Source organism: uncultured Thermosynechococcus sp. (assembly GCF_937958135.1).
GTDB lineage: Bacteria > Cyanobacteriota > Cyanobacteriia > Thermosynechococcales > Thermosynechococcaceae > Thermosynechococcus.
Map to the genome: position 1 here is coordinate 1 of NZ_CALGOG010000102.1, position 16,110 is coordinate 16,110.

The window sequence follows — 16,110 nt, forward strand, 5'->3', positions numbered from 1 at the left end:
CCACGATCGCCCGCCGCCTTGGTATTGAGAAATTTGACCTTGGTGGCTCCCATGTAGATGAGGTTAGTGTCCAGGTGCAGCAGGGGGAACCCAAACAGGTGAAGGCCTCGCAGCGATCGGGCATCACGGTGCGGGTATGGAACGCCACAGGTCGCCTAGGGGTAGCCAGCACCACCCAACTGGACGATCGCGGTCTGGAAACAGCCTTAGAAATGGCAAAAGAGGCCAGTGCCTTTGGGGTCACCGAGGACATTCCCGACTTCAGCCCCTTGGCCACAGCGCCCCTTGGTGAAAGCAGCGTAACAACCACTGAGGTGCCCCTTGCCCCGGCCAAAACCCTCTTGGATCAACTCATTGCGGCGGAGCGAGACCTCTTGGGACGCCACCCAGCGATCGCCAGTGTACCCTACAATGGCCTCAGTCAGCGGCGGCTAGAACGGTTTTATCTCAACAGTGACGGTGCCCATCGCCAGCAAACCACCACCACGACTACCCTCTATCTCTACAGCAAAACCGATGAAGCCGGTCGCAAACCCCGCAGTGCCGGTGCGATTCGCATGAGTCCAGACCTTGAGCATCTGGATATTGCCGGCTGCATTGATGAAGTGGCCGACAAAACCATCCGCCACTTGGCCTACGAACCCATTGCCTCCGGTCAGTATCCGGTTCTTTTTTCACCCTCGGCGTTCCTCAGCTTGCTGAATGCCTTTAGCAATCTTTTCAATGCCCAAAACATTTTGGATCGCCAGAGTCTTTCTACCCCAGAGGATCTTGGACAGGCGATCGCCAGCCCCCTGTTGAGTGTCTATGACGATGCCCGCCATCCCGAAAATGTGGGTCAGCCCCTCTTTGATGGCGAAGGTACTCCCACCCGCCGCACCCCTTTGATTGAGCAGGGGATTCTTACGGGTCTTTACCACAGTGCGGGCACCGCCCGCCGCTTTCAAACCCAGCCCACAGGGCACGCCAACTTGGGGGCAAAAGTCACCGTTAGCGGTCACTTCTACGATGTGCCGGCGGGGCAGGGGGGCGATCGCGCCGATGGTCTGGTCTGGATTGATGAACTCCACGCCCTGCACGCCGGTGTCAAAGCCCTTCAAGGCTCCTTTTCCCTACCCTTTGACGGTTGGCTATTGCGTAACGGCGAAGCCATCAGCATTGAAGCCGCCACCGTGGCCGGCGACATTCGCAGCCTATTGAAAAACATCCTCCATCTGGGCGCCGAAGTGGAAGTTACCCCCTACGGTTGTTGTCCGCCGGTGTGGGTGAGTTCCCTTGCCATTACGGGTGAATAGCTAGACCTGCATCAAGTCGAGGCTACGGGAAGTGCCCAAGCGCGTAGCGCCTGCATCAATGAGTGCAAGGGCCTGTTCACGGGTACGAATCCCCCCAGAGGCCTTAATCCCCACGCGATCGCGACTCAGGCGCTTGAGAAGACGCACATCCGCAACCGTTGCGCCCCCACGCCAACCCGTACTGGTTTTCAAAAACGCCACCCCCGCATCTAAGCAAATATCCACGGCAAGTTTTTTTTCTTCCTCCGTCAGCACTGTGGTCTCCAAAATTGCCTTAACGGTGACCCCTGTTTCCCCACAGATTTGGGCAATATCGCGATAGACGGCCTCTGTGTTTCCCTCTTTCAACCAACCCAAGTTAATGACCACATCTAACTCAGTAGCGCCGCTCTCCACTGCCTCCTGCGCCTCATAGAGTTTTGTGGTACTGGTGTGGGCACCACTGGGAAAGCCAATAACAGTACACACCTTTACGGGTGTGCGATGCAGAAGCTGCACTGCCGTCTTTACCCACACGGGCATGATGCAGACAGCGGCAAACTTCCACTGTTCAGCCTCTGCGCAGCAACGTTCAATATCGGCGGTGGTTGCCAAGGGGTCAAGCTGGGTATGATCAATATAGGGTGCAAGGTCAAACAAATCACGTTCCGTCATACGGATTTACCCCAAACAACCCTATTTTTAGTAACTAAATAATAGTAAAGACGGGGACGGAAAATGAGACCTAGGGAGATCGGTTCTCCCACCCCCTACTGAAAATTTATCCTTGCTAGATTAAAACTAGGCCATCACAGGCACAACGACCTGTTGGCGAGATAACCTTTTGGGAGGACACTCTATGGAGCCAACCATGAACCCTCAAAACCTTCAGGAAAGGGCTGACTCCCTCTGGAACTATCTGCAAAGCTTAGATGCAGAAGTGGTGGCTCGTCTGTCCCGTCCCGCATCCCCGGAAATGGCTATTGTGATGGAACGCCATATTGGTAACCTGCTGGGCTACTTGCCACCGGAGGGGTTCGAGGTTTCCATTACCACCAATCGGGAGCATCTAGGGCGTCTTTTGGCTTCCGCAATGATGAGCGGTTACTTCCTCCGCGGCGCCGAGCAACGCCTGGAATTCGAGCGATCGCTCCAGGCTGCCGCCCAAGGGGAAGACAGCAAATAGCCCATGCCAACACTTCAGGACAAGGGGGGCGGGGATGTCCTACCTGCCCTTCGCTTTGCGCTTTTGGAGTGGTATCAACAGCAGGGGCGAGACTTACCGTGGCGCCACACTCGTGATCCCTACGCCATCTGGGTCTCGGAAATTATGCTCCAGCAGACCCAAGTGGCCACCGTGATTCCCTACTACCGGCGTTGGCTAGCCACCTTTCCCGCGATCCCCGACTTAGCGGCTGCCGATTTGGAAGCCGTTCTCAAACGGTGGCAGGGCTTGGGCTACTACGCACGGGCGCGCCACTTGCACCGAGCCGCGCAGCAGATCATGGCCAATCATGGGGGTCAATTTCCCTGCACCTACGAGGCAGTGGTGGCCCTGCCGGGAATTGGTCGCAGTACTGCAGGGGCTATTCTCAGTGCTGCCTTTAATCAGCCACAGCCGATTCTCGATGGCAATGTCAAACGAGTGCTTACCCGTCTTTATGGCCTCACAGTCCCCCCCCAGCAGGCGGAAGCGCAACTGTGGCAGTGGTCGGAGCAACTGCTGTGTCGCCAATCTCCCCGCGATTTTAATCAAGCCCTCATGGATTTGGGGTCAACGATCTGTACACCCCGCCAACCCCTATGTCATGCTTGTCCTTGGCAACACTCCTGCGTTGCCCATCAGCAGCAGTTAACCGATAAGATTCCCCGCAAAATGAGCCGTTCCCCCCTTCCCCACAAAGAGATCGGTGTTGCCGTGATTTGGAATGCAGCAGGTCAGATTCTCATTGATCGCCGACCCCCGACGGGTCTATTGGGGGGATTATGGGAATTTCCGGGGGGTAAAATTGAACCCAATGAAACGGTTCAGGAGTGTATTCAGCGGGAAATTCGTGAAGAATTGGGCATCGAGATTAGCGTTGGTGAGCATTTGATTGACATTGACCATGCCTACACCCATTTTCGGGTGACACTCCATGTTCACTACTGCCGGCATGTTGCGGGAACCCCCCAGCCGTTGGCATGCGAGGCTATTCGCTGGGTCACCCCTGAAGAATTAGATCAGTTTCCCTTTCCCAAAGCCAATATCGCTATTATTCAGGCCATTCACAAACGGGGCAGACCCACTGCCTAGGCATTTTCAACAACCCCCTGCGCCGCCGCTTGATCCAAAAACCAAAGGGTATTGCCAGTAATCAGCCGCGCCGGATAGAGATGGGGATCGCCCGTGCCGGCAAAAATATGGCGCAGGGCGGTTTGTTTATTGGCACCGGTTACCAGAAAGAGAATTTGGCGGGCATGGTTAATCAGGGGTACGGTGAACGTGAGGCGGGGTTGGCCATCTTTGTTGCCCACAGTAATCAGGCGATCGCTCACTGTGAGAGCCGCGGTGTGGGGAAACAGGGAGGCCGTATGGCCATCGGGACCCATACCCAGCAAAATTAGATCAAAGCGGGGAAATTCCCCTTCGCGCAAGCCAAAGTGTTGGCGCAGGGTTTGCTCATAGCGATCGGCAGCAGTCTGAGGATCGGCATCCGCCGTCGGCATGGGGTGAATCTGAGTTTTAGGAATGGGCACGTGGTTCAGCCAAGCTTGGAAGGCCATCCCCGCATTGCTATCGGGGTGCTCAAGAGGCACATAGCGTTCATCCCCCCAAAAAATGTGCCACTGTAACCAAGGGGTATCGGCACAGACAAGGCTTTCATACAGCGGTCTAGGCGTATTCCCGCCGGCAAGGGCTAGGGTAAACTGCCCCCGTTGGGCGATCGCCCCAGTGGCCTGCTCAAGAAGAAACTGTTTTGCCGCCGCCGTCAGCGCAGCCAAATCCGCAAAAACACGTACATTGGGTGTTGGCATAGAAGCGTCATCCTAATTGGAGCGAATTACACCGTCAGTTGCTGTGCCCAGTCCAGGACCGGAAAAGGGATCAGCATTGCCGCGCCAGTTAAAACCACTAATGCGCAAAACAATTGCGGCTAACTGGCGATCCAAGTTATAGCGAAACATAACTCCATAGGTACGACGGCTGTATTCCACAATGATATTTGTATCGAAGGCTCTGCCTGTATCTACGTTAATTTGCAGTTGCGTGCCAACCCTCACTGGACCATAGATCTGTTGGAGGAAGCCTATATTGAGGACGCTAAAGTCACTAATGCGATCAAAGAGAAAGGGGGAAGATGGCTCACTTAATGTCTGGGTAAACCCCACATCAAAACTGGTGTAGTCAAACCAATTGCGGGAAAAATGCCCCACTTGACCCCGAAAACCTGCCCCTACAGTTAAGGCGGGTTGAGTCCTGCCATGGGTATAGTAACTCACCGCTCCCCCCAACTGACTATAGAACTCCAAAAAGGGTTGGACAGGACGGGGGCTATAGCGCAGACCTTGGGTTCGCGTAGGGGGTAGGGGCGTCCCCCGCCAAATGGGCATGACCCAGTTCAAGGTAACCCCTGCCTGAAGACGCCCAAGGCTTGGCTTAGGAGGTAGGGATGGATCATCACTGGCAGCCGTGATGTATTGACCTCCCAGAAGATAATTGAGTGCTAGGCCTTGAGTTAAGGGAATGCCTGTACCGCTAAACGTACCTCCAAAGCTACTAGTAATTTCCTGCTCCCCAAGGGAACGATTAAAAACACGCGGGCGATAAATGGCAGAAACCGTCAGCACATTGCGGGCATCAATATTGTGGAACAGATCTACCCCTGCCCGTGAACTGCTCGGCCAGTCATTGGGGTTCAGCGTATTCAAAAAGCCATAACCGCGTACTCGTGTTTGGCGGGTGAACCGATGTCCTAGCTCAATTGCTGCCCCATAGCTCTTGGCATCGAAAATATCAAAGTCACTATTAACGATGCGTTCTAAGTAGATTGATGGCAGGAAGGTGATCTGAGTATTGGGAGTATTGATCGCTCTGTACCGATAGGCCAGAAATACTCCACCGCGATCGCGCTCGTCGTAGCCAAATTCAAAGGGCAGAATTTCATAGGGGCGACCCACCACAAAGCGGCGCAGGACTATAGGCAAAGCCACCCGTTGATCAAACACAACCCTACCCCGTCGCACCCTCAGGAGAGTTTCATCGGCATTGAGGGGTTCAGCTGTGGCTTCCTGTGCCCGTGCTTCGAGTTCCGGCGGACTAAAGGGATCATTGGTAATCCGTAGATTGGTGGCAAACCAGCGGCGGCCATCAAATTCTAGGCGATCGGCTTCAAATCGCAATCGATCAAAGGTTTCCGTTACTTCTGCTTGGGGCTCTGCCTCCTGTGCATCAAAGCCGGGAAGGGTACCCATGGAGGGGGGATCAGGAGAGGCCGTTAGCCTCAGATCTGGATCTACCCTAGCCGTATTGACTACACCGCGAGCATTCGTGAGGGCACCTCGGTCCAGTTTGAGATTGTATTCCAAGCGATCGCCCTGCAGTACTTGATCGCCCCGCGTAATCGTCACATTGCCTTCGGCCACAAGAATTTGAGCCTCAATATCGGTTTGAATGCGATCAGCGGTTAGTTCGGCTTCCTTGAATCGGAGGAAGACATTGCCAATGGCATTAAACAACCGCCGCATCAGGTCAAATTCTTGGCGATCGGCCGTCACCTCCAAGGGCTGGTCACGGACAACAGGAGTTTCGGCATTTGCCTCCCCAAGGCGGCGGGGGGCTGCCTCAGCGCGGATCGGCGTTGTACTGCTTAAATCAGGGGTTACCGTTGTTCCGAGTAAATCCGCTTGGGATGGGCTGATGACCTCAGTAATTTCTGTGGGTTGTGTAGGGGGGGGCAGACTAGCAGCAAGGGGTAAGAACAACAACGGCCACACTTCCTCACGACCACTGCCTAGTTACGTTACCCGATGCCCGCCCCCTTTGACCAGGATTACTCAAAATCCTTGCGCTTGGGGTTACGAGCCGGATCACCCGAAAGGAACCCGAAAACAAAAAGTAGCACAAAGAAAGTCACAACGATATAAACGGTAATTTTGAGTGTTTCCATGATGTTGTCGTTTTTCGTAGCGTCAATTTCTAATCATACGAGATGAGGGACTTCCTCGCATCCCCTAGAAGACTTGGCTTTTTGTGGCATCCGAGAGGGTGGGAATTTCGGCATAGATGCCGCGCACAGACTGCACCACCGCATAAATGACGCCAATTACCGTGGCGATAAAGACAAAGTTAAAGAGTACTTTAATCAGTAGATCAAAACTGGCAACGCGAACGAGAAGCTGCACCAGCAGTTGGACAATAAACAGCACAATCCCCATCAACAGGGCCTGCATCGTGTTGTAGCGAATAAAAAGGCTAACGCGGCTGTTGCGCACCACCAGCAGGTACAGCAGCATAAAAACCAGTAGCCCTGCAAAGGGAATTGAATAGATCAAGGCAACGGGCAGTACCACCAGCACCAGTGCTTGCAGTGGCGGAAACAGCTCAAATAAAAAGCCGCCAAAGGGCATGACGTAAAAAAGCGGTAGCAAATACGCTAAGCTGGCAAAAATTCGATCTGGGACGGTGGTGGTGCCACGCCAAGTCATAAGCTTCTCCTTAAAGTGTTGGTGCTTATCGACTCATCACCTTGAACAGAAGTTCAGGAGAAATCATATTGCACTCAATTACTTTACCAATCAACGGGGGTCCCACCCGTGAGGCAATGATTGATTGCAGATCGGGGCTGTTTTTAACTGAGAGTATCACTGCACCCAAGATCGAGTTAGGATCCGGGGCTAAATTGCTGGCATTGGTAGGGAGCATTTTGATTAACTGTGCAATATCCGTACAACTGGCTCCCGATATATATTGGGCGAGGGAGTTACTCATCTGCTCTATCGTACTTTTCATCATTTCTGGCGGCAAAGGGCTGGCGGCTTGGGCACGCACAGGCTGAGTGATTCCCAGTGCCATGAGGGCACCCACAAGGAGAGAGAAGCGGCTGATAGATAGACCACTGCCCACGGCCCACTTGGGCGAATGTTTAGGGCATGCTTGCGCGATTTGCCACATAGGAAACCTCAATATTTTTTGTTTTATGTCACTAGTGCAGGCAAACTAGTTGGCACGCTCCTCAATCACCCGATCAATCAGGCCGTAGTTTTTCGCCTCTTCGGCGGACATGAAGAAGTCGCGATCCATATCCCGCTCAATTTTTTCGAGGGGCTGGCCGGTATGGTAGGCGTATAGCTCATTGAGTTGCCGCCGCACCCGCAAAATTTCACGCGCTTCGATTTCAATGTCCGTTGCTTGGCCACGGGTACCACCAGAGGGCTGGTGAATCATGATGCGGGAGTGGGGCAGTGCCAACCGTTTGCCCTTGGTACCGGCTGCAAGGAGGAAAGACCCCATCGAGGCAGCCAGACCCACACAAATGGTGACGACATCGGATTTAATATGTTGCATCGTGTCATAAATCGCCATGCCCGCTGTGACGGAGCCACCGGGGGAGTTGATGTAGAGCATGATGTCTTTGCCCGGATCTTCGGAGTCAAGGTAGAGCATCACCGCCACAATTTGGTTGGCAATCTCATCATCCACTTCCTTACCAAGGAAAATAATCCGCTCGCGATAGAGGCGGTTGTAGATGTCAATCCACTGAGTGTAGGGTTCACCGGGCATCCGGTAGGGAACTTTGGGTACGCCGATGGGCATAGAATCCTTCCACGCTGAGCTATTCAGGCCGCAACCTGAGGGATGGAGGCGGCTTTCCTTCCTGATTTTAACTTATTCCTAGGGCTTTCGCCCTAAACTTGGCAGAGGCAGAGGGCAAACCACTGCTGAGGGTCGGTAAAGGCATTGACCCACTGAAATCCAGTATCGGTTAGTGCTTGCTTGAGGGCAGTAAGGTCAAACTTGCGGGAAATTTCCGTAAGAATCGGTTCGCCCGCCGTAAAAGTGCACTGAAAATCAAGGGCGGCCAAGACTACGGTTTGGCTTTGTTGTGAATCCAGATACATCTCAATTTGCTGGGCAACAGGGTTATAAATGGCGCGATGGGCAAAGGCTGCGGGCTGAAAATTGCCTTGAAATCGCCAGTTGAGGTGATGGAGGATATTGCGGTTGAAAGCAGCCGTCACTCCTTGGGCATCGTTGTAAGCAGGGAGCAAAATGCTGGTGTCTTTGATCAGATCCACGCCCAATAGGAAATAGTCTCCAATCCTGAGAACTCGATGAATCTGTTGAAAAAGGCGCTGGCATTCGTTGGGAGACAGGTTACCAATGGTGCTACCGAGAAAGCAGAGTAAGCGGCGGGGAGCCAAGGGGAGCGGTAGGTGCTCTAAGCCCACTTGATAGGTGCCGACCAGGCCATGAATCCTGAGCTGGGGATAGTCGGCAAGAAGGGCAATGGCGCTGCTTTTCAGGATCGAACCACTGACATCAATGGGATGATAGTAAAGCTGGGGTTGCACCTCGGCATAGGCCGATAGAAGGAGGCGAATTTTGCGATCGCTGCCACTGCCTAGCTCCACCAGTTCACAGGGACCCGTAAGTTGGGCGATCGCCCCGGCGGCGGTCTCTAAAATGCCCAACTCTGTGCGGGTGGGGTAGTATTCCGGCAGCTCACAGATTTGCTCAAAGAGGCGAGATCCCGCAGCGTCGTAGAAGTAGTAGGAGGGAAGAGACTTGGGGTGCTGAGTCAAACCTCGGATGACATCTTGGCCGTCCCGTTCTGTGGTGAGGCTAGGTAAGTAGCTCAGGTGCAGGCGATCGCTCACGGAGAAAGCGGCTCCAGAATGTGCAGACCTTAGGATATTTTAGCCTTTAGCCGCTCCTCCAAACGCCGTCCCCACCATGCGATGGGCAAACTCATAAGCAGGTAAAGAATTAAGGCGAGGGCATAGAGGGGAAAGGGATTGCTACTGTGGCGAATTACCCATACCCGCATCACGGAAGTTAAATCCACCCCAGCAATTACACTGACAATGGCCGAATCCTTGAGCATGTAGATAAAGTCATTGACCAAGGGTGGGATCACAATTTGGATGGCTTGGGGCAAGATAATGCGCACAAACCCCTGCTGTTGGCTCATCCCCAGAGAGAGGGCAGCTTCCTGTTGACCCACATCCACCGCCTGCAACCCGGCACGAAAGACCTCTGCTTCATAGGCGCCATAGTTGAGTGCCAGGGCTGTCACTCCCGCTGTCCAAGCATTTACCCAAGTGGCAAGGTTCATCTGGCCTAAGACTGCACCGACACCATAGTAAAGGAGCAGCAGTTGGGTAATCATAGGCGTATTTCGCATTAGCTCAATAAAACCTAGGGCTGGCCAGCGCAGAAACAAAAATGGCGAGGTGGTCATAGCGGCCAAGACAATGCCTAGGAGCATCGCTAAGGGAAAAGAAATACCACAGTAAATCAAGGTGTTCAGTGCGCCTTGCAGAAAGGCCGGCAGGGCCGCTTGGATCAGTTCCATCGAAAACCTGCGGTTGTGCCTACAGCTTTAAGCCATGTTTGATATTAAATCCTTGTGTTGTTGATCGCGAAGAGTTAATTGGCGTTTGCTGGAAAATAGACTTTGATCTAGCAAAATACAAAGCAGCATTGAAATACTCTATTCATTCTAGGCAAACCCAGACAAAACCCTCTCAATCGGGCGATTGGACTATGAGAAGATAAGCATTTTTAGATAAAACTCTATGGATTAACCCATTTGTATTGGCTGGCTTTGGGCTAAAGGGAGCATCACCAGCCTAAAATTAGGTTTGATAATATGAGAAAGTAGAAAAGATTATCAATCATTATATTGTCAAAAGAAACCCCTGACCCTATGCTTGTTTTAGAGATAGAAAGACGGTGATTAACGTCACGATAACAATCGGCTATCCCGTCGTTATTTTCTGTGGCGATCGCTCTGATTGCAACTCTAGCTTTTGTACTGCTTACCCTTATTCTAATTAGGAGAGCTTACTCATGCCAATTGCTGTGGGAATGATTGAAACGCGCGGATTTCCCGCCGTTGTCGAAGCCGCAGACGCAATGGTAAAAGCCGCTCGGGTCACCCTAGTGGGCTACGAAAAAATTGGCAGTGGTCGGGTCACCGTGATTGTGCGGGGTGATGTCTCCGAAGTGCAAGCCTCAGTGGCTGCCGGCGTTGATTCTGCCAAACGTGTCAATGGCGGGGAGGTGCTTTCTACGCACATCATTGCTCGCCCCCACGAAAACCTGGAGTACGTATTGCCCATTCGCTATACCGAGGCAGTGGAGCAATTCCGAAACTAAGGGGTTGGGCAGTTTGGTGGAGTTTTCAGTTGCATCGCTTATCGATCCTCTAGTCCTTTTGTTTGACGTTTAGGAGTTATTACAATGGCAATTGCCGTCGGTATGATTGAAACCCTCGGTTTCCCTGCAGTGGTGGAAGCCGCAGACGCAATGGTGAAAGCTGCTCGCGTTACCCTAGTGGGGTACGAAAAAATCGGCAGTGGTCGAGTTACCGTAATTGTGCGGGGTGATGTTTCTGAAGTACAGGCTTCTGTTGCGGCGGGTGTAGAAAATGTGAAGCGCGTCAATGGGGGTCAAGTGCTCTCTACCCACATTATTGCTCGCCCCCACGAAAACCTGGAGTACGTGCTCCCCATTCGCTACACCGAAGCAGTGGAGCAATTCCGCGAAAGCGTTAGTGGTATTCGCCCGATGGGTCGCCCGTAGTGAAAATCGCGCGAGTGTGCGGCACCGTTACCAGTACTCAAAAAGAAGACACCCTAACGGGAGTCAAGTTTCTCATCTTGCAATATTTGGGTGAGGACGGCGAATTTTTACCCGACTACGAAGTGGCTGCGGATACCGTTGGTGCAGGACAGGATGAGTGGGTATTGGTAAGCCGAGGCAGTGCCGCCCGCTGTATTATCAATGGCACTGACAAACCCATTGACGCAGCCGTGGTTGCCATTATTGACACCGTAAGTCGGGATAATTATTTGCTCTACAGCAAGCGTACCCAGTATTAGCATTGGAGACTTCTCCCTATGGCGGTTCAAGCCTATGCGGCACCTCCAACGCCGTGGTCTAGGGATTTAGCGGAGCCAGAGATTGCCCCCACGGCCTATGTCCATTCCTTTAGTAACCTCATCGGCGATGTTCGCATTAAGGATTATGTCCACATCGCACCGGGTACTTCCATTCGTGCCGATGAAGGAACGCCCTTCCACATTGGTTCCCGCACCAACATTCAAGATGGCGTTGTCATCCATGGCCTCCAGCAGGGGCGGGTGATTGGTGATGATGGTCAAGAGTATTCTGTTTGGATCGGTGACAATGCCTCGATTACCCACATGGCCTTGATCCATGGCCCTGCCTACATTGGGGATGGCTGTTTTATTGGCTTTCGTTCAACGGTCTTTAATGCACGGGTTGGTGCGGGCTGCGTGGTGATGATGCATGTCCTTATCCAAGATGTGGAGATTCCACCGGGAAAATATGTACCTTCGGGAATGGTGATCACGACCCAGCAGCAAGCTGATCGCCTGCCCAATGTGGAAGAGTCCGATATTCACTTTGCCCAGCACGTGGTTGGTATCAATGAAGCGCTGCTATCGGGGTACCACTGTGCTGAGAATATTGCCTGCATTGCCCCGATTCGGAATGAACTCCAGCGTCAAGAAGACCCGCCCATCCTACATGTTGAAACGCTCACCGGGGAAAAGAACACTATGACCGCAGATTATGGGACTTATGTCCGCCAATTGTTGCAGCAGGGATACCAAATCAGTTTGGAATATGCCGATTCACGGCGGTATCGCACTAGCTCTTGGCGAAGTTGCCCAATGCTGACGGGACGGCAGGAGTCGCAAGTGATGGCGGCGATCGCCCAGCTATTAAAGGAACATGAAGGCGAGTATGTGCGCCTGATTGGCGTCGATCCCAAAGCCAAGCGCCGCGTTTTTGAGGAAATTATTCAACGCCCCGGTCAAGCTGCGGCGGTGAGTGTCAGTAGCGATCGCCCCAGTACGCCGAGGAGTGCAGCCCCAGGGAGTTCCCTCGATTCCTCGGTGGTGGCTCAGGTGCGGCAGTTACTTCAGCAGGGGTACCAAATCGGCACAGAGCACGCCGATGCCCGCCGCTATCGCACCAGTTCTTGGACCAGTTGTGCCCCGATTCAGTCTAGGCAGGAACCCGAAGTGCTGGCGGCCCTTGAAGCCTGCCTCCAAGAACACGCTGGAGAATATGTGCGCTTGATTGGTATTGATCAAAAGCAAAAGCGGCGCGTCCTTGAACAAATTATTCAGCGCCCCGATGGCGCGGTGGCGATCGCCACAAAAGCCCCCACTTCGGCGGCTGCTAGCCATGTTTCAGCCAGTGCTGGCAACAATGAAACCGTTCTCAGCGCCGATCTGGTGAACCAAATTCAAGACCTATTGCGCCAAGGCTGCCAAGTTACCACCGAGTATGCCGACCAGCGTCGCTTCCGTACCAGTTCTTGGCAAAGCGGCATCAAAATTACCTCTGCCCAACAAATCAATGACCTCGGTGCCTTCCTTGCGGAGCACCAGCGAGACTATGTTCGCCTCGTGGGTGTCAATCCTAAAACCAAGCAGCGGGTACTGGAAACCATTATTCACCGTCCCAATGGCAAAGCCACGAGTAATGGCAGTAGTACCCATGGTCAAGGATTTGCATCACGCTCAACTGCCTCCAGTCAAGGGAGCCTTAGCGGCCACCGTCTGAGTCAAGAGGTCGTCGAACAAGTACGACAACTATTGCAACAGGGCTACACCCTCGCCCTAGAACACGTGGATGCCCGCCGCTATCGCACCAATTCATGGTACAGTGGCCCCCGCATTGAGGCCAAAAATCTCAATGAAGCCTTGGCTGTCATTCAGGCTTACCTGCAAGAGTACAGTGGCGAGTACGTACGGCTGATTGGCATTAACCCAGCCGGTAAGCAGCGGGTGGCCGAAATCCTGCTCCAACAGGCCCCTAAGTAGCCCTCCCTGTGAGGTGCTCCAATGCCCCTGCCGCCCTTAGCCCTGCCTCCTTCACCGGCAGTTCGCATTGTCGGTGACGTGGTAATAGATCCCCAAGCTGTTTTGGCACCCGGCGTGCTACTTTGGGCAGAACCAGGGGCTTCAATTCGGATTGCGGCAGGTGTCTGCATTGGTATGGGCAGTGTGATTCATGCCCACGGCGGTACGATTGAAGTGGGTGAAGGGGTCAACATTGGTGCGGGAGTACTGCTGATTGGGGCAGTCACGGTAGAACCCCATGCCTGCATTGGCACCAGTACGACTGTGGTACAAACGACTATTCCTGCGGGTGCAGTTGTGGCTGCGGGATCCCTGCTCGGTGATAGGAGTCGCCGTTGGCAGCCCCCCACCGAAACCACTCCCCCACAAGATGATCCTTGGCAAGAGCCGCCAACAACCGCCGATCCGTCAGGGAATTCCCCGCAAGATCAGCAAGACTCCGCAACCTCTCCGTCCGATGCGCAGGCAAGTCCACCAATGGCTCCAGCCGACACAACAAGTCCGACGCCGCCTAAGACCACGGTCGTTTATGGCCAAGCCTATGTTAGTCAGATGTTTGCCAAGATGTTTCAAAGGGCACCAATCCAGCCCCCTAGAGATAACTTAGGAAGCGGTTAGTAAGGCGATAGTTTCCACATGGGCTGTTTGCGGAAACATATCGAGGGGCTGAATTTTGGTCAGTTGATAGGCACCGCTGTGGCAGAGGTGGGCGAGATCCCGGGCTAAGGTGGCGGGATGACAACTCACATAGAGAATACGCGGCGGACGGTTGCGGAGGATGGCCTCAAGAACGGCGCGATCGCACCCCTTGCGCGGTGGATCGAGAATCAGCACATCAATGGGCTGATCGAACTGGGGGAGCCACGTTTCTGCCTTGGCACAGAGGAATTGGGCGTTATGGATGCCGTTGTGGTGGGCGTTGGCGATCGCCTGTTGAACTGAGGCAGAATGCACTTCCACACCAATCACTTCAGCCACAGAGGCCGCAAGGGGTAGGCTCAGCGTTCCCACGCCACAGTAGAGATCTACCAGTCGTTCACGACCGGTAGGGGCAATCCACGCGCGCAGCGTTGTCACCAGTTGCTCGGCTTGTGCTGTATTCACCTGGAAGAATGTGGTTGAAGCAATCTGAAACCTCACGCCTGCTAGCTCTTCCCAAAGGTAGGGTCGCCCAGCTAGTACCTCGGTCTTGTCGCCAAAGATGCAATTTCCCACTTGATCGTTGAAGTTGACACAGACCCCCACCACCCCCTGAAACTGGTCTAACCAAGTTTCTGCCTGTGTTTGCAAGCCGGCGGGCAATGCCCCAGCAAGAACAAGGGTAATGAGCTGCTCCCCGGTGCGCTGACCAATGCGCAAACTCAGGTGGCGAAACCCCGCTTCATGGGTGTGCTCGTTATAAATTGGCCAAGGTTGTAGCGCCTGCTTCAGGCCGGCCAGTAGGGGATTGAGGCGCGGATCTTGCACCGGACATTGATTTAGATTGACTAGGCGATGGGAACCTCTTTGGTAATAACCCGCAATTACCCGACCAGGGCGCCGACCGAGGGGATAGGTGACTTTATTGCGATAACCAAAGGGGCTAGGGGCTGCCAAAATCGGCAAGAAGGTTTGTGGTTGCAGATGACCAATGCGGGCGATCGCCTCCTTAACCAGCTGTTCCTTGGCTGCCAATTGAGAGGCGTAAGCGACACACTGCCACTGACAGCCGCCACACTTATCGGCCACAATACAACTTGGACGTACCCGCTGTTCCGAGGGCTGCACCACCTCCAAGACTTTGCCGTGGGCATATTGCCGCTTGACATGGGTCAGTCGCACCCGCAGGCGATCGCCCGGAACCGTATCTGCCACGAAGACCACGCGATCCTGCCAGCGTCCCACTCCCTCCCCTGTGTGGTTTAAGGAGTCAATGGTTAACTCAATGGTGGCGCCCTGCTGCCAAACGCTCATTAATTTACTTTACGTCTAAAATCGGTGACACGCTCCCGACCCTCCCACTATGCCCTGCGGGCGGGCTGCGCCAACGCGTAGAGGGCAGGCTTCTCCAGTCTTTCAACCTTCGCATTTTATAGCGAGCCGCTGCCCCAAGCCCACTTTTTTGATCAATTTTGATCAATCCAGATTGCAGAGTTCACGTCCGAATCACTCTTTCGGCACTCGGTTCCGGCAAATTGCCCAATGCTGGGACGTACCAGAGCTATCCCGTCATCAGCAAAACTTTTGCTGAGCAGCAAAATCCCCCTGACTTGGGCTTCCCACCGATAAGGCTAAAAGATCTTGACCACCTTGCAACACATCCAGGTCTGCGCCTTGGACATCCACCTTGAGCACCTCTACAAAGCCCCTCAGTTTGGGCAAATGCATCTAGTGTTGTGGTTTCCACTTAACGGTTGCTGCAACACTTAAGCCGCGGTTGAATCCTTGAAACCGTGATGTATAGCTCAAATTCGGTTCATACAAAGACCTACAGTGACCTGGATTGGTAATGTACAGGGTTGATTCACCCACCTGTTTCCCAAGAGCAAGTTGTTAATGAGTCCCATGGCAGAGGAATGTTTCTAAGTGACTAAGTGTGCTGTCCTTGGGAAAATGCTGTACCGCTGCTGTGCGACGATAAGGATAAGCAGCCAAAACTTTGGAGAACTTCCCTCGCCCCATGATTGATGAACTCTTGGAACTCTCACCCAACTGGGGACTGGATACCCTGTTGTTGCTGGTGGTGTTGTTG

Annotated in this window: 19 protein-coding genes; 8 read left to right on the top strand and 11 right to left on the bottom strand. The window is 53.6% G+C overall.

The window, feature by feature from the left end:
• Positions 1-5: 5 nt before the first annotated feature.
• The gene (locus Q0711_RS11300) at positions 6-1,295 is read left to right on the top strand and encodes a TldD/PmbA family protein (protein ID WP_299042631.1); all 1,290 of its coding nucleotides are present in this window, start codon (positions 6-8) and stop codon (positions 1,293-1,295) included.
• On the opposite strand, the gene deoC is transcribed toward Q0711_RS11300, so the two are convergent.
• The gene (deoC, locus tag Q0711_RS11305; protein WP_298612106.1) at positions 1,296-1,949 is read right to left on the bottom strand and encodes a deoxyribose-phosphate aldolase; all 654 of its coding nucleotides are present in this window, start codon (positions 1,947-1,949) and stop codon (positions 1,296-1,298) included.
• A gap of 196 nt (positions 1,950-2,145) precedes the next feature.
• Here deoC and Q0711_RS11310 point away from each other — a divergent pair, with 196 nt between their 5' ends.
• Together Q0711_RS11310 and mutY are read left to right on the top strand one after the other, a co-directional pair.
• Positions 2,146-2,460 carry a DUF760 domain-containing protein gene (locus Q0711_RS11310; protein ID WP_298618036.1) on the top strand — a complete coding sequence of 105 codons (315 nt, stop codon included), beginning with the start codon at positions 2,146-2,148 and terminating at the stop codon, positions 2,458-2,460.
• A 3-nt stretch (positions 2,461-2,463) separates the two neighbouring features.
• The gene (mutY, locus tag Q0711_RS11315) at positions 2,464-3,570 is read left to right on the top strand and encodes an A/G-specific adenine glycosylase (protein ID WP_298612113.1); all 1,107 of its coding nucleotides are present in this window, start codon (positions 2,464-2,466) and stop codon (positions 3,568-3,570) included.
• Here mutY and pgl read toward each other — a convergent pair.
• From pgl to Q0711_RS11355, 8 genes are all read right to left on the bottom strand, one after another.
• Positions 3,567-4,292 (bottom strand): 6-phosphogluconolactonase, encoded by a 726-nt coding sequence (pgl, locus tag Q0711_RS11320; protein ID WP_298612114.1) that lies wholly within the window; start codon positions 4,290-4,292, stop codon positions 3,567-3,569. The genes mutY and pgl overlap by 4 nt on opposite strands.
• Positions 4,293-4,304: 12 nt before the next feature.
• Positions 4,305-6,239 (bottom strand): DUF3769 domain-containing protein, encoded by a 1,935-nt coding sequence (locus tag Q0711_RS11325; protein ID WP_298618034.1) that lies wholly within the window; start codon positions 6,237-6,239, stop codon positions 4,305-4,307.
• A gap of 68 nt (positions 6,240-6,307) precedes the next feature.
• On the bottom strand, positions 6,308-6,424 hold the full coding sequence (locus Q0711_RS11330) for a photosystem II reaction center protein I (RefSeq protein WP_298613333.1): 117 nt from the start codon (positions 6,422-6,424) through the stop codon (positions 6,308-6,310).
• A 64-nt stretch (positions 6,425-6,488) separates the two neighbouring features.
• Positions 6,489-6,962 (bottom strand): Tic20 family protein, encoded by a 474-nt coding sequence (locus tag Q0711_RS11335; RefSeq protein WP_298613336.1) that lies wholly within the window; start codon positions 6,960-6,962, stop codon positions 6,489-6,491.
• Positions 6,963-6,987: 25 nt separating this feature from the next.
• Positions 6,988-7,329 (bottom strand): hypothetical protein, encoded by a 342-nt coding sequence (locus tag Q0711_RS11340; RefSeq protein ID WP_298618032.1) that lies wholly within the window; start codon positions 7,327-7,329, stop codon positions 6,988-6,990.
• Between the two features lie 144 nt (positions 7,330-7,473).
• On the bottom strand, positions 7,474-8,070 hold the full coding sequence (locus Q0711_RS11345; protein ID WP_041428943.1) for an ATP-dependent Clp protease proteolytic subunit: 597 nt from the start codon (positions 8,068-8,070) through the stop codon (positions 7,474-7,476).
• A 92-nt stretch (positions 8,071-8,162) separates the two neighbouring features.
• Complete coding sequence (gene egtD, locus Q0711_RS11350; protein WP_298613343.1) at positions 8,163-9,134, bottom strand: L-histidine N(alpha)-methyltransferase; 972 nt, start codon at positions 9,132-9,134, stop codon at positions 8,163-8,165.
• Positions 9,135-9,163: 29 nt separating this feature from the next.
• Entirely contained in the window at positions 9,164-9,832 is a 669-nt protein-coding gene (locus Q0711_RS11355; protein WP_298613346.1) for an amino acid ABC transporter permease, read from the bottom strand.
• 497 nt (positions 9,833-10,329) lie between these two features.
• Between Q0711_RS11355 and Q0711_RS11360 the strand changes: the two genes are divergently transcribed.
• From Q0711_RS11360 to Q0711_RS11380, 5 genes are all read left to right on the top strand, one after another.
• Positions 10,330-10,638: a carbon dioxide-concentrating mechanism protein CcmK gene (locus Q0711_RS11360; RefSeq protein WP_011056791.1), complete on the top strand. Its 309-nt coding sequence runs from the start codon at positions 10,330-10,332 to the stop codon at positions 10,636-10,638.
• Between the two features lie 84 nt (positions 10,639-10,722).
• Complete coding sequence (locus Q0711_RS11365; protein ID WP_011056790.1) at positions 10,723-11,064, top strand: carbon dioxide-concentrating mechanism protein CcmK; 342 nt, start codon at positions 10,723-10,725, stop codon at positions 11,062-11,064.
• Positions 11,064-11,363, top strand: coding sequence for a EutN/CcmL family microcompartment protein (locus Q0711_RS11370; RefSeq protein WP_298613351.1), 300 nt, complete (start codon positions 11,064-11,066; stop codon positions 11,361-11,363). The genes Q0711_RS11365 and Q0711_RS11370 overlap by 1 nt, the downstream gene beginning before the upstream one ends.
• Before the next feature lie 18 nt (positions 11,364-11,381).
• Positions 11,382-13,340 (top strand): ribulose bisphosphate carboxylase small subunit, encoded by a 1,959-nt coding sequence (locus Q0711_RS11375; protein ID WP_298613354.1) that lies wholly within the window; start codon positions 11,382-11,384, stop codon positions 13,338-13,340.
• A 21-nt stretch (positions 13,341-13,361) separates the two neighbouring features.
• Positions 13,362-13,997, top strand: coding sequence for a hypothetical protein (locus Q0711_RS11380; RefSeq protein WP_298618030.1), 636 nt, complete (start codon positions 13,362-13,364; stop codon positions 13,995-13,997).
• On the opposite strand, the gene rlmD is transcribed toward Q0711_RS11380, so the two are convergent.
• Together rlmD and Q0711_RS11740 are read right to left on the bottom strand one after the other, a co-directional pair.
• On the bottom strand, positions 13,983-15,332 hold the full coding sequence (rlmD, locus tag Q0711_RS11385) for a 23S rRNA (uracil(1939)-C(5))-methyltransferase RlmD (protein WP_298613360.1): 1,350 nt from the start codon (positions 15,330-15,332) through the stop codon (positions 13,983-13,985). The genes Q0711_RS11380 and rlmD overlap by 15 nt on opposite strands.
• Before the next feature lie 258 nt (positions 15,333-15,590).
• Positions 15,591-15,746 (bottom strand): FkbM family methyltransferase, encoded by a 156-nt coding sequence (locus tag Q0711_RS11740; protein ID WP_298613363.1) that lies wholly within the window; start codon positions 15,744-15,746, stop codon positions 15,591-15,593.
• Positions 15,747-16,110: the final 364 nt, after the last annotated feature.

Bases quoted from the DNA above. Each gene is read 5' to 3' on its own strand.
- Q0711_RS11330 (WP_298613333.1), bottom strand. From the start codon at position 6,424: ATGGAAACACTCAAAATTACCGTTTATATCGTTGTGACTTTCTTTGTG.
- rlmD (WP_298613360.1), bottom strand. From the start codon at position 15,332: ATGAGCGTTTGGCAGCAGGGCGCCACCATTGAGTTAACCATTGACTCC.
- Q0711_RS11345 (WP_041428943.1), bottom strand. From the start codon at position 8,070: ATGCCCATCGGCGTACCCAAAGTTCCCTACCGGATGCCCGGTGAACCC.
- mutY (WP_298612113.1), top strand. From the start codon at position 2,464: ATGCCAACACTTCAGGACAAGGGGGGCGGGGATGTCCTACCTGCCCTT.
- deoC (WP_298612106.1), bottom strand. From the start codon at position 1,949: ATGACGGAACGTGATTTGTTTGACCTTGCACCCTATATTGATCATACC.
- Q0711_RS11365 (WP_011056790.1), top strand. From the start codon at position 10,723: ATGGCAATTGCCGTCGGTATGATTGAAACCCTCGGTTTCCCTGCAGTG.
- Q0711_RS11375 (WP_298613354.1), top strand. From the start codon at position 11,382: ATGGCGGTTCAAGCCTATGCGGCACCTCCAACGCCGTGGTCTAGGGAT.
- Q0711_RS11380 (WP_298618030.1), top strand. From the start codon at position 13,362: ATGCCCCTGCCGCCCTTAGCCCTGCCTCCTTCACCGGCAGTTCGCATT.
- Q0711_RS11340 (WP_298618032.1), bottom strand. From the start codon at position 7,329: ATGGCACTGGGAATCACTCAGCCTGTGCGTGCCCAAGCCGCCAGCCCT.
- Q0711_RS11740 (WP_298613363.1), bottom strand. From the start codon at position 15,746: ATGCATTTGCCCAAACTGAGGGGCTTTGTAGAGGTGCTCAAGGTGGAT.
- Q0711_RS11355 (WP_298613346.1), bottom strand. From the start codon at position 9,832: ATGGAACTGATCCAAGCGGCCCTGCCGGCCTTTCTGCAAGGCGCACTG.
- Q0711_RS11360 (WP_011056791.1), top strand. From the start codon at position 10,330: ATGCCAATTGCTGTGGGAATGATTGAAACGCGCGGATTTCCCGCCGTT.
- Q0711_RS11310 (WP_298618036.1), top strand. From the start codon at position 2,146: ATGAACCCTCAAAACCTTCAGGAAAGGGCTGACTCCCTCTGGAACTAT.
- pgl (WP_298612114.1), bottom strand. From the start codon at position 4,292: ATGCCAACACCCAATGTACGTGTTTTTGCGGATTTGGCTGCGCTGACG.
- Q0711_RS11335 (WP_298613336.1), bottom strand. From the start codon at position 6,962: ATGACTTGGCGTGGCACCACCACCGTCCCAGATCGAATTTTTGCCAGC.